Here is a 14,300-nt window from a genome sequence, read left to right on the forward strand (position 1 = left end):
CCGTTATTTTTTTATCTGAATTGGAATAAAACTCTGCTATAGCTTCGATAACATACAGGTAGGTTACGAAAATAACGCCAGTTGTTTTTCTATCTGAGGATCCACCAGCGTCACATGTAATCCAACCAACCTTACTCCCCTATTTTGACGCCGTTCCTGCCAGACCTGTTCCGCTACAGTTAACAAATCGCTTCTGTCGAGTTTTTGCCAGACATGTTCCTGAGTAGTTAACTGAAAATCATTAAACTTCAGCTTTACACCCTGCCGGGCAATGCGTAAATCTGGCCTGACATTACTTAAGCGGCGTTCCAACTCCAGATATAAACGTTCAATGACACTCAGACAACTTTGCCAGTCGTGAATATCTTCCGATAACGTTGTTTCCACACCAATAGATTTACGCTGCCGATCGCTACACACTTCTCGCCGATCAATGCCGTTGCAACGTTCATGCAAGATTCGACCAAATTTGCCAAATCGATGAAGTAAGGTGGCTAAATCAAAATCCTGAACATCTTTGCAGGTATGTAAACCTAAATCCGCCAATTTTTTCCCTGTTACCGCTCCTACACCAGAAATTTTAGTTAACGGCAGTGTTGATAAAAACTCATCGATTCGCTCAGGTGCAATCACAAACTGGCCGTTAGGTTTATTAATATCCGATGCTATTTTGGCCAAAAACTTGATGGATGCCACTCCGGCAGATGCGGTCAGTTTCAGCTCTTGATAAATAGTAGCCCGAATATCCTGAGCAATTAAAGTAGCAGAGCCATTAAACAGGGGGCAATCGGTCACGTCCAGATAAGCTTCGTCCAGAGAAAGGGGTTCAATAATAGAGGTATAACGCTGAAATATGCGCTGAATTTGTTTGGAGATATCTTTATATACCTCCATACGCCCAGGTAAAACCTTAAGATGGGGGCACAATTTTAGTGCCTGAGCGACCGACATGGCGCTATGAACACCATAGCGGCGGGCAATATAGTTAGCCGTGCTGATAACCCCACGCTGCTCCCTACGGCCACCTACAGCCATAGGGACATTCACCAACGAAGGATCGTCCCGCATTTCTACGGCTGCATAAAAGCAATCCATATCAATATGTATGATTTTACGCACGTCATACTCCCACCACAAAATACTGTATAAATATACAGAATACAGCATTATCTCTCAAGCAAAATGAGCTGTGGAGAATCAAGGAGTTATTAGTTTTTGCTTAAATGTCTCAGAATAGTGCTCAATAAAACCCGATTCTGACTGGGTAATTATCATCACCGGTAATTGCTGCTGATTTGCCAGTTCCATCCCTTTTTCCAATCCTAATACGCCAATCGCCGTTGAAAATCCATCAGCCGTCATACAGGACGGGCTTAGCACCGTTACAGAAACTATTTCATTGGAAACCGGCCAACCGGTCCTTGGATCAATGGTATGGGAATAACGAACGCCATTAACTTCAAAGTAATTGCGGTAATTTCCTGAAGTAGCAACGGACATATCGCCAGGGGCAATCACCTCCTGCACTTTTTGCTCAATGCCAGCAGTGGGTTTCTCAATGGCAATACGCCAGGACTGTTGGCGGTCATTCTGCCCTTTGGTTCTCACCTCGCCACCAATATCTACCAGATAATTATTAATTCCTACTGATTCCAGATATTCAGCCACTACATCTACGCCATATCCTTTGGCAATTGCAGAGAGATCGAGATAAAGCTCAGGTATCTTCTTAATTAAACCATCACCTTCAACTTTTAGCTTATCCATCCCTACCCAAGCCTTTCTCTGCTGTAGTTCTGCATTTGAGGGAAGCTGGTCTTTATGCTCTTCAGGTCCAAACCCCCAAAGGTTTACCAAAGGCCCGACGCTAATATCCAAAGCGCCCTGAGTAAGCTGATTTATCCGGACAGCTTCATTGATCACCTTTACCGTTGCTGCAGAAACAGGAAAAACCTGATTAATATTAAGATATTGATTAAATCGGCTTAATTCAGATTCTGGCCGATAAGTGGACATCTGGTTATTGACATTTTCTAATAGAACATCAATTTGTTTTTGTAATTCAGCACGTTCAGGTGATTTTGAATCTTCAATATATTTTATTGAATAATAAGTCCCCATCGTTTTGCCATTAATAGCAGATTGTTGAGGTTCACATCCTGAAATATAAAACACCGTTACAAAAACCAATAATCGCATCAATAGATTAGAGATAATATTCAAGAAACCCACCTCAATATACATATTATTAAAAACAAAAAGTCACACATTGTTATATAAAAATATTATTTATTCCGACTTATTACTATTACACTACTCGAAAATGAATTGGTTAAAATAACATCAATTTATATTTTATTAACAGGTAAGTTTATATAATTAACAACAGGGACACAAATGAGCAAATACTTATTCCTGCTCAGCGTATTGCTATTTTCATCAGTATCCTTCTATTCTTCAGCAGAATCACAGGCAATACCGGTAACCAAGCAATCTATCGCTCCATCAGAGAAACAAAAACTATTAGGCCTTCCAGTATATATTCGTATTATTAAGGAAGAACATAAACTTGAGCTATTTGTTAAAAACAAAAATAGCTATCAACACATTAGAACTTATTTTATCTGTAGCTATTCAGGTGGCTTAGGCCCTAAAAAACGTCAGGGAGATAATAAAAGCCCGGAAGGATTCTATCAAATAACTGCCAATAGTTTGAATCCTAATAGTAAATATTATCGTGCATTTAATATTGGCTATCCTAACAAATATGACAGGGCCCATGGTTTTACCGGTAACTACCTAATGATACATGGTGCCTGTGTTTCAGCCGGTTGCTATGCCATGACCGATGAGCAAATTGCCGAGATTTATCAATTTGTCGAAGCAGCAATGAAAAACGGTCAACAGCAGGTGAATATCAATATTTTCCCGTTCCGTATGACCACCGAAAATATGCGTCGTCATCAAGACTCAGAGTATCAAGAGTTCTGGCAGCAACTAAAGGCTGGTTATGACTATTTTGAAGCCACTCACCAACCTCCAAATATTTCTGTTGTAGATGGCCGTTATGCATTAGCAGAACCCGCATTACCACAAACTCAGAATATGTATGCCAATAATCTCTCCAGAAATACTGAGGAATTTATTGGTAAGTTTAGCTATCGCTAAAAATGAGGCAATACTGATAAACGGTCAGATAGATATTCTTGCTTTTTGACCGTTTAATTAATTCCAAATAATTATAAATATATCAATAAATTATAATAAACTTCGCCGAGAAATCTCTCTTCGCCAAAAACGCTTTTTGAAGCGCCACACAAAATGGTCATTCGCTCTAAAAATAATTATTCTTTTTTTATTATCTGACTTACACTACTCGCCAGAAAATAGACTATAAATACAACAATATTAAATTAATTAACCACGGATATATGTTTTTAACAACGGGAAGAAAAATGAGCAAATCTCTATTCATGCTCAGCGTATTGCTACTGTCGCCAGTGTCGTTCTATTCAAATGCGCAGTCCGTTCAGCCGCTGACTGAACAACAATCTACTATGCAACCAGAAAAACAGCGGCTACTGGGCTTGCCGGTTTATGTTCGCATTATCAAAGAAGATAAAGTTCTGGAGCTGTTTGTTAAAAATCAGGGTGCTTATCAGTTAGTACAGACCTACCCTATTTGTAACTATTCCGGTGGTCTTGGGCCAAAACGCTATCAAGGTGACTTTAAAAGCCCTGAAGGTTTTTATCAGGTAACAATGCAAAGCCTGAACCCAAACAGTAAATTCTATCGTTCATTTAATCTTGGTTACCCGAATCAATACGATCAGGAACATGGATTTACCGGTAAGCATCTGATGGTACACGGTGACTGTGTATCTACCGGTTGTTATGCTATGAACAACCAACAGATTTCAGAAATTTATCAATTTATTGAATATGCACTGATTAACGGGCAGCCTCAGGTGGAAGTTAATATTTTCCCATTCCGTATGACCAACGATAAATTGAATAGCTACAACCACTCCGTACATTATGAGTTCTGGCAACAGCTGAAAGCTGGTTATGATTTCTTTGAAAAAACCCATCAGCCGCCAAATATGATTGTCAGCAATGGGCGTTACAATCTTGCTCCGCAGGGGTTATTAGCCAATAATCCACCAAAAACTAACCCTGCGAATCCCTTCGCTCGTTAAGAGCAATTAAATAATACGTTCACCAAAATGAAACAGGGCAAATTCTCCTTCAGGGATTTTTTGCCACTGTTCATTTCCGGTTAATGGTTGAGTGGCGATTAAAGTCACAATATCATTTGGTGTGGTTTCACGCTGAAAATCAATCTCCACATCTTCATCTAATAATGTTGCTTTACCAAAAGGTGCGCGCCGCGTTAACCAGTACAGATTGGTTGAACAATAGGCCATGACATAATGACCATCAGAAAGCAGCATATTAAATACGCCCTTCTTCCTTAACTGGTCAGCGCAAGAAGCAATAAAGCGAAATACTGCAGGCCAGTTAGATGGCCGACGAGGATAACGCTGCTTAAGTTGCTGCAGAATCCAACAAAACGCATATTCACTGTCAGTTTCACCAATCGGCTGAAAAAATGGCGTTTTCAGGCTTCGGTAACCTTTCAATTGCCCGTTGTGAGCAAAAGTCCAATTGCGCCCCCAGAGTTCGCGCGTAAATGGATGAGTATTCTCCAACGCTACCGCTCCCCGATTGGCCTGGCGAATATGAGAAATTACCGCACATGACTTAATCGGGTACTCTTGCACCAATTTAGCAATCGGTGAGTTATAACTGGGTTGTGGATCGCGAAAAGTTCGACATCCTTTTCCTTCATAGAAGGTAATGCCCCAGCCATCTTTATGTGGACCAGTACGACCACCACGCTGTATCAGCCCGGTAAAGCTGAAACAGATATCGGTCGGCACATTGGCACTCATTCCAAGTAATTCACACATACCGACCTCTCATCAAAACTTACTAAAGTAAGCTATTTCGCCATCTCTTTTTCAACTAACAACATCAGGATATGGATAACTTTAATGTGTACTTCTTGAATACGGTCTGCATAACCAAAATGAGGAATCCGAATCTCGACGTCAGCCAGACCATCCATTTTGCCACCATCTTTTCCCGTTAACACAATAACTTTCATACCTTTTTCGCGAGCGGCATCAATCGCCCTTAAAATATTGGCTGAGTTGCCGGAGGTAGATAAACCAAACAGCACATCCCCTTCCCGACCAACAGCTTCCAGGTAACGAGAAAAAATATAATCATAGCCAAAGTCATTACTGACGCAGGAGATATGGCTGGGATCGGAAATGGCAATAGCAGGATAACCAGGACGGTTTTCACGATAACGTCCGGTTAACTCTTCAGCAAAATGCATAGCATCGCAATGAGAGCCGCCGTTACCACAGGAAAGTACTTTACCGCCGGCTTTAAATGAATCAGCCAGCAACAGAGCCGCACGCTGTACAGATTCAATATTAGCGTCGTCGCTGAGGAACTTTTGTAATACCTGAGCCGCTTCATTCAGCTCGCTGCGGATTAAATCCTGATACATGAAAAACCTCTTTGTAGATAAAGTGTAGTGAATCAGTTCCACTCAGTGTAACGGATAGCAATAGCAGCGAGAAGTGCAATAAGCGCTATCTTATATTCAAATAGTCTGTTTTATGCTCGTTCAGGAACGGTTCGAGTTATACATTCGTGCCAGTTGCTGACGGTTTTCAGTCCAGATAATAGGTAATAACAAAACGGAAGAAAAAGCGCCTGCAATCATCGCAAGTATCCATAAGGTGGTACACAGACTACGCAGATTATGAGACCAGTTGGCCCGATAGCTGAAAATCATCAATATGCTGGTAAGCAGTGCGGCAATAACACTACCAGCATAAAATAGATTTACCGTTTCCTCAGCAGCCCCCATCGCCCCCGAAACAATCACCAGATAAGCAACCACACAAACCAGACTCAACCAGTAATTTGGTTTCTCTCGGCCCAGTTGAAATTGCTCTGCCACTTTGAGTAATTCCGCTCGGTATTCTCCGGCAGAAAACGGGTCAATCCATCCAAAACGACTACCTTGAGAATAGAGTACTTTCTTCCCCTGTTTGATTACCGCGGAAGACGCCGAACTCAGGGCAACTTCACTCCCCCCCTTTTTCCAGACTAATTCAACATCAGGAATATGCTCAGATAACGTCTGGAAAAAGCGAGTGATAAATTCAGTATCAAATCGTTTTTTAAATAGTAATTTTAAAAACCACATAAAGTCCTTCAAATCAGGCAACAGGCTATCAGGTTAATTTACAGGAAGACGAAGGAGAATAGAAACCGCTGTATAAATCAAATATGCTAAGAAATAAAACTGCAGACGAAAAAAATCCCCTGAGTGTTTAACTCAAGGGATTGAAATTAGTGGCGGAACGGACGGGACTCGAACCCGCGACCCCCTGCGTGACAGGCAGGTATTCTAACCAACTGAACTACCGCTCCACATAGCTTTCATAGGAAAGCGGGATGATAGTAAGGTTCCCTGTGCTGAGAGTCAATGAATTTTTACTAAAACAGGTTCAACTGCACATTAATTCAACAAAGTGCTTAAAAATTATTAATTTACCGTCTCACCATCTACAGCCGGGCGCCAAAGACAACAGCCTCCCTTCTTACTAATCAAATCTAAACGGGCCTCATGAGCCTCAACTTCAGCCTCACTCGCATAAACAACTTTTAATGCACTTTCGGCACGCACAACACGTTGAATTTCAGCACCTCGAGTCTGAGACTGATTTTCACCTTCTAAAGAAAATGACAGAGAAGTCTGACCGCCGGTCATAGTCAGATAAACTTCAGCCAGTATCTCAGCATCCAGTAAAGCGCCATGCAGCGTTCTGCGGCTGTTGTCTATATCCAGACGACTACAAAGAGCATCCAAACTATTTCGTTTGCCCGGAAACATCTTACGGGCCATCATAAGTGAGTCAGTGACCGTACAAAATGACTCTACTTTTGGATAATCGCTACGCAACATGCGAAATTCATGATCCATAAAGCCAACGTCGAACGATGCGTTATGAATGACTAACTCTGCGCCATTAATAAAATTAAAGAAATCATCGGCAATTTCAGCAAATGTGGGTTTGTCCGCCAGAAATTCATCGCTGATACCATGAACGCCATAAGCTTCAGGATCTACCAAACGGTCTGGTTTGACGTACACATGAAAATGTCTACCGGTTAGACGACGGTTAATTACTTCAACCGCACCTATTTCAATAATTCGATGACCTTCATAGTGAACACCAACCATGTTCATACCGGTGGTTTCGGTATCAAGAACAATCTGTCGTGTAATTTCAGTGCTTATTGATTCCATTTTGTGTCAGACTTACCGTTTTAAACTTTAATGACGAGTCTACCAGATATGCTTAAACAGGTAGAGATATTCACCGATGGCTCTTGCCTGGGTAATCCAGGACCGGGAGGCTATGGTGCTATTTTACGCTATAAACAGCATGAGAAAACCCTCAGCGCCGGATATTTCCTTACTACCAATAACCGTATGGAATTGTTAGCGGCAATTACTGCATTGGAATCCCTGACCGCCTCTTGTCAGGTTTCTCTCAGTACCGATAGCCAATATGTACGGCAAGGGATCATGAGTTGGATCCACAACTGGAAAAAACGTGGCTGGAAAACCGCAGATAAAAAACCAGTGAAAAACGTCGATCTATGGCAACGTCTCGATCAGGCAATTATTCGCCACAGCGTTGAGTGGCACTGGGTTAAAGGTCATGCAGGGCACGAAGAAAACGAGCGTTGTGACCAACTGGCTCGTGCCGCTGCTGAACAACCAACCTTAACCGATGAGGGCTACACGCCAGATAATAAGTAAGCATAATGGTTAATCGCCATTATGCATATTTTTAGTCGCCCCTACAGCTCCGGATCTGACACGAAACCGCTTTTTAAAGGCCGAAAGCGGGTTCAATGTTAACGGGATCGTTCGTTTACGAGCAACAATCAAAGTTTGGCAGCCAAAAGCCGGAATGTGTGAACTTAAAAAGCCTCCGCACAGACCATTCCACGGCATATTTTGAAAGCTTGCCTGATGCAGCACTTCATAGTTCAGCAGGCTAAGCCAATCAATCATCCGCATTCTGGTAAACATTCTACTGTCATAAGGATGCTTCTTTCTTATCACCGGAACTAATTTACCAGCCCCTACCAGGCTAAAAGGATTAAATCCACTGACTACCAGCCAGCCATCATCAACCAGAACTCTGTCAACCTCACGCAAAATGCGGTGAGGATCTTCTGAATAGGCCAAAGTATCTGCCAACAAGCAGGCATCTATAGATTTATCTAAAAAAGGAAGATTCAGGCTATCGGCATACACCTGAATATTATTGCCTGACTCCGAAGCGTTAACATGATGGGCGATCTGGCATTTGCTGGTATCAATTTCAGCGCTAAGATTTCCCAACTTCAGCAAATGAAGACCGAATAATTTTGGCCACCAGAGATCCAACTGTTGTTCCAGAGCACGGCGATAGCTATTACCATAAGATAACTCATTCCAAGACGCTGGCGATGTTACAATCGTTTCTGTTCGGGCAGCTCTCATGAAGTATTATCTCTTTTATAATATGACTTTCATCATCAGGGGACCATTATGCATCTTATCAGTATTCCTGCTTTTCAGGACAATTACATTTGGCTGCTAACGACCAAACAGCAAACGGGTATTATAGTCGACCCTGGTGACGCGTTGCCGGTTATCCAACACTTAGAACAACAACAAATAACACCCACTGCAATTCTTCTAACCCACCATCACAATGACCATACGGGCGGCGTCGCTGATTTAATTAGACATTACCCGGAGCTGAAAGTTTATGGCCCGCAGGAAACTCAGAGTAAAGGGGCTAAGTTTATCGTCAGAGAAGGCGATAATATCGATATTAACGGCATGTGCTTTAATGTAATCGGCGTTCCCGGCCATACGGCAGGACATGTGGCATTCTATTCTGCCCCTTATCTGTTTTGTGGTGACACACTCTTCTCAGCTGGATGTGGACGAATTTTTGAAGGCACTCCAGAGCAAATGTATCAATCCATCCAGAAATTAGCTGCTCTACCTGATTCAACAAAAGTGTGCTGTGCTCACGAATATACAATTTCAAATCTACGTTTTGCAAACTATGTTTTACCAGAAAATATCGAAATAGAAACATATTTAAAACATATAGTCGATATAAGGTCAAAAGATCAGCCTTCTGTGCCAACAGAGCTAAAAACTGAAAGAACAATTAACCTATTTCTTAAATGCCATCAACTTGATTTAAAAAGAAAGTTAGGCCTGGATGATTCAACTATACAACCTTGGCAAGTTTTTAAGCGATTAAGAGAGATGAAAGACAATTATTAACGCTTTTGATTGAGTTATTTAGTCAGCCAAAGTATTATCGGTCGACTTTTAATCAACGATGATAATTGATATACATGAAGGCAAAAGCGATCTTATTTGCTTCTGTATTACTTGTCGGTTGCCAGGCATCAAATAAAGATGCTTCCCAATCTGCAAGTAATCAGAATCCTCCTTCAGCCAATAGCCTAGCTGCAGCAGGAGATCTCGACTGGCTAATGGGCCCTGATGGTCAAACAGAAAGAGAGCTGTGGCAAGTCGTCAGTGAAGGGCTGGAGATGGACATTCCGGATAACGAGCGTATCCGTGAACAAAAAGAGTACTATCTCAATAATAAGCGTTATCTACAAAATGTAACATTACGGGCTGAACCGTATATGTACTGGATCATTAGCCAAATTAAAGAACGTCAGTTGCCAATGGAACTGGTGCTGTTGCCTATTGTAGAGAGCGCTTTCAATCCCCATGCTACCTCATCAGCCAGTGCTGCTGGTATATGGCAATTCATTCCTACCACAGGCCGTTATTATGGTCTGAAACAAGATAAATGGTATGACGGACGTCGTGACGTCGCAGAATCCACAACTGCTGCGCTGGATATGTTAGAACGTCTGAATATTATGTTCGAAGGTGACTGGTTACAAGCCATTGCCGCCTATAACTGTGGTGAAGGCAGAGTTCTGCGCGCTATTAAGGAAAATGAGGCAAAAGGGTTACCTACTGACTATTGGTCGCTGAATTTACCGCGTGAAACCCAACTCTACGTACCTAAGTTGCTTGCACTGACCGATATGGTTAAGCATAACGAGCGCTATGCTCTGTCGCTGCCAAGCAGTAATTTAGACCGTGCCTTAACCCGAGTTGAAGTTGGTCAGCAAATTGAATTGGCTCAGGCTGCTAAAATGTCAGGTGTGCCATTAACCAAGCTGCAAACATACAATGCTGGTTATAAACACAATGTCACCTCACCTGATGGCCCTCATGCCATTATGCTACCCGCATCTAATGCTAAGCAGCTTGAAGATTCACTAAGCAGTGGTGATATTAATCTGGTTAACTGGGGTGAACATAAAGTCGTTAACGGCGAAACCATTGAGATCCTGGCCAGACGTTACGGTATTACCGCAGATTCTATCCGTCAGGCGAACAATCTGACTGCTCAAGTTAGTGCTGGTCAGGTAATCACGTTACCAATTTCTGGCGAATATATTAATCAGATTGCTACACAGCAAACGCAAATCGCAAACAACAGTAGTAGATCTGCGACAAAAGTTAAATATACCGTACGAGCAGGAGACACGCTGTCTTCTATTGCTAAACGTTATAATGTTAAATCCAGCGATATTCAGAGCTGGAATAAACTGGGTAAAAATAACAAGCTGAAACCTGGTCAATCATTACAATTGGCCAGTAATGCTACCAACACTAAGAGTCGTAGCACTAAAAATAGCAGCGCCAAAAGCAGCAAGAATAATAATAGCAGCATCACCTACCGCATTCGCAAAGGTGACTCGTTAGCCAGTATAGCTAAACGTCATAATGTGAATATTAATGATGTGTTGAAGTGGAATAGCAAAGTAACCGCTAACCGACTCCAGCCAGGTAGTACGCTGACATTATATAAGCGTTAATATCGCCTCTCCACGCTAGCCTGTTATGGGTTAGCGTGGAATCTTACTAAAAGCGGATTATGGTCCGATGCCTGCGTTACCAACACTGAAGCCTCTTCCACCTGTAATCCTCGATAGAAGATAAAATCTAACGGCCGACCAAATGCCTTTTTCCGCCAATCATGAGAAAAACGAACTTCCTGTAATCCGGTTAGTGTAGAAAACCGATACAGCGAATGCAGACGTTGCCTGCTCCAGGCATTAAAATCACCGGCTAATATTACCGGGCCTTTGTGCTGTAAAATCTGTTCCCCTATAGGTTTCAATTGCTGCTGATAAATATCAACACCAATACTGAAGTTAACGGCATGAATATTAGCTACCATCAGCTGCCGTCCATCATCCAGTGGATATACGGTTACCAGGGCAGATTTAGACAGTCGTAATAACGGTTCCCTTTCCCGTAAAGGACAACAATAGATCGGGTTAGCAGAAGCAAGCGTCATTACTCCCGATGAGTATTGAGGCATGACAATAGCAGGGACCTGATCCGCTGCTAAGTAATTAGAAGTAGCAAAATTGATTAACTCAGGCGTTGTCTGCGCTTCCTGTAACAGAACCAACTGACTTTCCAAACCATGCCTTTTAAGCACGTTTAGCCAGTTTGCCCGTTGTTGCTTGAAGATATTCCATACCATAACGCTTAACGCACCGTTAGTCGGCAACGCCTGCAATGGCGCTATAGTCTGGCTTAGCTCGCCTATGATTCCTGGAAAAATACGCTCTGCAGGCGAGCCGGCTGAATACCTCATTGCAAAATTCTTTTTTCGCACAGTTAAAGCCTATGGTTATAAATGTAGTTCCTGCAGTAACAAATCCGAATTTACGTCTCAATAAAACGGATGCTTTAGCTTGTTATAGGGATTAAGCGACAGAAACTCAATGGCAAACGAAGAATAAAAACGTAAAGATTAGTCATGATGCTAATCATATCACGCTAAACAAGTTTATTGAGGAGAAAAAACATAGTAAAAAGGCCTGCATAAGCAGGCCTTTCATATTTAAGTGGCGGAACGGACGGGACTCGAACCCGCGACCCCCTGCGTGACAGGCAGGTATTCTAACCAACTGAACTACCGCTCCACCGATTCTTTTTCCCTATCAGAATCAAAAATTGTTCTGATAGTTACTAATTTAAAGCCTGGCAGTTCCCTACTCTCGCATGGGGAAGCCCCACACTACCATCGGCGCTACGGCGTTTCACTTCTGAGTTCGGCATGGGGTCAGGTGGGACCACCGCGCTATCGCCGCCAGGCATATTCTGTTTCATGAACCGTTGCATTCAATATCACTATCGTACACAACCATTCATTCCAATCCTGAACATTCGCTGAAATCTGACTTCTTTACTCTCTCAATCCCAAAACACCTTCGGTGTTGTAAGGTTAAGTCTCACGGTTCATTAGTATCGGTTAGCTCAACGTATCGCTACGCTTACACACCCGACCTATCAACGTCATAGTCTTTAACGTTCCTTCAGTGGACTTAAAGTCCAAGGGAAGACTCATCTCGAGGCAAGTTTCCCGCTTAGATGCTTTCAGCGGTTATCTTTTCCGCACGTAGCTACCGGGCAATGCCATTGGCATGACAACCCGAACACCAGTGGTGCGTTCACTCCGGTCCTCTCGTACTAGGAGCAACCCCTCTCAATCTTCCAGCGCCCACGGCAGATAGGGACCGAACTGTCTCACGACGTTCTAAACCCAGCTCGCGTACCACTTTAAACGGCGAACAGCCGTACCCTTGGGACCTACTTCAGCCCCAGGATGTGATGAGCCGACATCGAGGTGCCAAACACCGCCGTCGATATGAACTCTTGGGCGGTATCAGCCTGTTATCCCCGGAGTACCTTTTATCCGTTGAGCGATGGCCCTTCCATTCAGAACCACCGGATCACTATGACCTACTTTCGTACCTGCTCGAGCCGTCACTCTCGCAGTCAAGCTAGCTTATGCCATTGCACTAACCTCACGATGTCCGACCGTGATTAGCTAACCTTCGTGCTCCTCCGTTACTCTTTGGGAGGAGACCGCCCCAGTCAAACTACCCACCAGACACTGTCCTCAACCCGGATTACGGGCCAAAGTTAGAACATCAAACATTAAAGGGTGGTATTTCAAGGTTGGCTCCACGATGACTGGCGTCACCGCTTCAAAGCCTCCCACCTATCCTACACATCAAGGCTCAATGTTCAGTGTCAAGCTATAGTAAAGGTTCACGGGGTCTTTCCGTCTTGCCGCGGGTACACAGCATCTTCACTGCGAGTTCAATTTCACTGAGTCTCGGGTGGAGACAGCCTGGCCATCATTACGCCATTCGTGCAGGTCGGAACTTACCCGACAAGGAATTTCGCTACCTTAGGACCGTTATAGTTACGGCCGCCGTTTACTGGGGCTTCGATCAAGAGCTTCGCTTACGCTAACCCCATCAATTAACCTTCCAGCACCGGGCAGGCGTCACACCGTATACGTCCACTTTCGTGTTTGCACAGTGCTGTGTTTTTAATAAACAGTTGCAGCCAGCTGGTATCTTCGACTGGCTTCAGCTCCATCCGCAGGGGACTTCACCTAATGCCAGCGTGCCTTCTCCCGAAGTTACGGCACCATTTTGCCTAGTTCCTTCACCCGAGTTCTCTCAAGCGCCTGAGTATTCTCTACCTGACCACCTGTGTCGGTTTGGGGTACGATTTAATGTTACCTGGAGCTTAGAGGCTTTTCCTGGAAGCAGGGCATCAACTACTTCACCACCGTAGTGGCTCGTCATCACGCCTCAGTGTTAACAGCCAACCGGATTTACCTGGTCAACCCACCTACACGCTTAAACCGGGACAACCGTCGCCCGGATAGCCTAGCCTTCTTCGTCCCCCCTTCGCAGTAACACCAAGTACAGGAATATTAACCTGTTTCCCATCGACTACGCCTTTCGGCCTCGCCTTAGGGGTCGACTCACCCTGCCCCGATTAACGTTGGACAGGAACCCTTGGTCTTCCGGCGAGCGGGCTTTTCACCCGCTTTATCGTTACTTATGTCAGCATTCGCACTTCTGATACCTCCAGCAGACCTCACAGTCCACCTTCGCAGGCTTACAGAACGCTCCCCTACCCAACAATACTTTCGTATCGCTGCCGCAGCTTCGGTGCATGGTTTAGCCCCGTTACATCTTCCGCGCAGGCCGACTCG

13 protein-coding genes, 2 tRNA genes and 2 rRNA genes (1 of these 17 only partly in view) are annotated in these 14,300 nt (G+C 43.7%); 5 read left to right on the forward strand and 12 right to left on the reverse strand.

The window, feature by feature from the left end:
* Positions 1–63 precede the first annotated feature (63 nt).
* Both dinB and GOL65_RS06755 read right to left on the reverse strand, forming a co-directional pair.
* On the reverse strand, positions 64–1,119 hold the full coding sequence (gene dinB / locus GOL65_RS06750) for a DNA polymerase IV (protein WP_140919424.1): 1,056 nt from the start codon (positions 1,117–1,119) through the stop codon (positions 64–66).
* Between the two features lie 78 nt (positions 1,120–1,197).
* Entirely contained in the window at positions 1,198–2,199 is a 1,002-nt protein-coding gene (locus GOL65_RS06755) for an FAD:protein FMN transferase (RefSeq protein ID WP_140919453.1), read from the reverse strand.
* Between the two features lie 198 nt (positions 2,200–2,397).
* Here GOL65_RS06755 and GOL65_RS06760 point away from each other — a divergent pair, with 198 nt between their 5' ends.
* Together GOL65_RS06760 and GOL65_RS06765 are read left to right on the forward strand one after the other, a co-directional pair.
* A complete protein-coding gene (locus tag GOL65_RS06760; protein WP_140919425.1) occupies positions 2,398–3,168 on the forward strand; it encodes a L,D-transpeptidase family protein in 771 nt (256 codons plus the stop codon).
* 287 nt (positions 3,169–3,455) lie between these two features.
* Complete coding sequence (locus GOL65_RS06765) at positions 3,456–4,199, forward strand: L,D-transpeptidase family protein (protein WP_140919426.1); 744 nt, start codon at positions 3,456–3,458, stop codon at positions 4,197–4,199.
* Between the two features lie 6 nt (positions 4,200–4,205).
* On the opposite strand, the gene GOL65_RS06770 is transcribed toward GOL65_RS06765, so the two are convergent.
* The 5 genes from GOL65_RS06770 to dnaQ form a co-directional block, all read right to left on the reverse strand.
* Positions 4,206–4,973: a class II glutamine amidotransferase gene (locus tag GOL65_RS06770; protein ID WP_140919427.1), complete on the reverse strand. Its 768-nt coding sequence runs from the start codon at positions 4,971–4,973 to the stop codon at positions 4,206–4,208.
* 32 nt (positions 4,974–5,005) lie between these two features.
* Positions 5,006–5,584: a D-sedoheptulose 7-phosphate isomerase gene (gene lpcA, locus GOL65_RS06775; RefSeq protein ID WP_140919428.1), complete on the reverse strand. Its 579-nt coding sequence runs from the start codon at positions 5,582–5,584 to the stop codon at positions 5,006–5,008.
* Positions 5,585–5,704: 120 nt separating this feature from the next.
* Positions 5,705–6,292: a hypothetical protein gene (locus GOL65_RS06780; RefSeq protein ID WP_140919429.1), complete on the reverse strand. Its 588-nt coding sequence runs from the start codon at positions 6,290–6,292 to the stop codon at positions 5,705–5,707.
* A gap of 150 nt (positions 6,293–6,442) precedes the next feature.
* Positions 6,443–6,519, reverse strand: a tRNA-Asp gene (locus GOL65_RS06785).
* A 115-nt stretch (positions 6,520–6,634) separates the two neighbouring features.
* Positions 6,635–7,390, reverse strand: coding sequence for a DNA polymerase III subunit epsilon (dnaQ, locus tag GOL65_RS06790; protein WP_140919454.1), 756 nt, complete (start codon positions 7,388–7,390; stop codon positions 6,635–6,637).
* 57 nt (positions 7,391–7,447) lie between these two features.
* Here dnaQ and rnhA point away from each other — a divergent pair, with 57 nt between their 5' ends.
* Positions 7,448–7,918 (forward strand): ribonuclease HI, encoded by a 471-nt coding sequence (gene rnhA / locus GOL65_RS06795; RefSeq protein WP_140919430.1) that lies wholly within the window; start codon positions 7,448–7,450, stop codon positions 7,916–7,918.
* Positions 7,919–7,927: 9 nt separating this feature from the next.
* On the opposite strand, the gene GOL65_RS06800 is transcribed toward rnhA, so the two are convergent.
* Positions 7,928–8,650, reverse strand: coding sequence for a class I SAM-dependent methyltransferase (locus tag GOL65_RS06800; protein ID WP_140919431.1), 723 nt, complete (start codon positions 8,648–8,650; stop codon positions 7,928–7,930).
* A gap of 48 nt (positions 8,651–8,698) precedes the next feature.
* Here GOL65_RS06800 and gloB point away from each other — a divergent pair, with 48 nt between their 5' ends.
* Together gloB and mltD are read left to right on the forward strand one after the other, a co-directional pair.
* Positions 8,699–9,454: a hydroxyacylglutathione hydrolase gene (gene gloB, locus GOL65_RS06805; protein WP_140919432.1), complete on the forward strand. Its 756-nt coding sequence runs from the start codon at positions 8,699–8,701 to the stop codon at positions 9,452–9,454.
* A 74-nt stretch (positions 9,455–9,528) separates the two neighbouring features.
* Complete coding sequence (mltD, locus tag GOL65_RS06810; RefSeq protein ID WP_140919433.1) at positions 9,529–11,082, forward strand: murein transglycosylase D; 1,554 nt, start codon at positions 9,529–9,531, stop codon at positions 11,080–11,082.
* A 23-nt stretch (positions 11,083–11,105) separates the two neighbouring features.
* Here mltD and GOL65_RS06815 read toward each other — a convergent pair whose 3' ends face one another.
* The 4 genes from GOL65_RS06815 to GOL65_RS06830 all read right to left on the reverse strand — a co-directional run.
* Positions 11,106–11,894, reverse strand: a complete 789-nt coding sequence (locus tag GOL65_RS06815) for an endonuclease/exonuclease/phosphatase family protein (protein ID WP_140919434.1) — start codon at positions 11,892–11,894, stop codon at positions 11,106–11,108.
* Between the two features lie 233 nt (positions 11,895–12,127).
* Positions 12,128–12,204: transfer RNA gene (locus tag GOL65_RS06820), tRNA-Asp, on the reverse strand.
* Positions 12,205–12,260: 56 nt separating this feature from the next.
* Positions 12,261–12,376 (reverse strand): 5S ribosomal RNA (gene rrf, locus GOL65_RS06825).
* A 126-nt stretch (positions 12,377–12,502) separates the two neighbouring features.
* Positions 12,503–14,300 (reverse strand): 23S ribosomal RNA (locus GOL65_RS06830); it runs 1,109 nt beyond the window's last position.

Origin of the sequence: Limnobaculum xujianqingii, assembly GCF_013394855.1 — a bacterium.
GTDB lineage: Bacteria > Pseudomonadota > Gammaproteobacteria > Enterobacterales > Enterobacteriaceae > Limnobaculum > Limnobaculum xujianqingii.

Excerpts from the sequence above, each read along its gene's own strand:
- GOL65_RS06765 (WP_140919426.1), top strand. The coding sequence starts at position 3,456 with ATGAGCAAATCTCTATTCATGCTCAGCGTATTGCTACTGTCGCCAGTG.
- rnhA (WP_140919430.1), top strand. The coding sequence starts at position 7,448 with ATGCTTAAACAGGTAGAGATATTCACCGATGGCTCTTGCCTGGGTAAT.
- GOL65_RS06770 (WP_140919427.1), bottom strand. The coding sequence starts at position 4,973 with ATGTGTGAATTACTTGGAATGAGTGCCAATGTGCCGACCGATATCTGT.
- GOL65_RS06760 (WP_140919425.1), top strand. The coding sequence starts at position 2,398 with ATGAGCAAATACTTATTCCTGCTCAGCGTATTGCTATTTTCATCAGTA.
- GOL65_RS06755 (WP_140919453.1), bottom strand. The coding sequence starts at position 2,199 with ATGCGATTATTGGTTTTTGTAACGGTGTTTTATATTTCAGGATGTGAA.
- lpcA (WP_140919428.1), bottom strand. The coding sequence starts at position 5,584 with ATGTATCAGGATTTAATCCGCAGCGAGCTGAATGAAGCGGCTCAGGTA.
- mltD (WP_140919433.1), top strand. The coding sequence starts at position 9,529 with ATGAAGGCAAAAGCGATCTTATTTGCTTCTGTATTACTTGTCGGTTGC.
- gloB (WP_140919432.1), top strand. The coding sequence starts at position 8,699 with ATGCATCTTATCAGTATTCCTGCTTTTCAGGACAATTACATTTGGCTG.
- GOL65_RS06780 (WP_140919429.1), bottom strand. The coding sequence starts at position 6,292 with ATGTGGTTTTTAAAATTACTATTTAAAAAACGATTTGATACTGAATTT.
- GOL65_RS06800 (WP_140919431.1), bottom strand. The coding sequence starts at position 8,650 with ATGAGAGCTGCCCGAACAGAAACGATTGTAACATCGCCAGCGTCTTGG.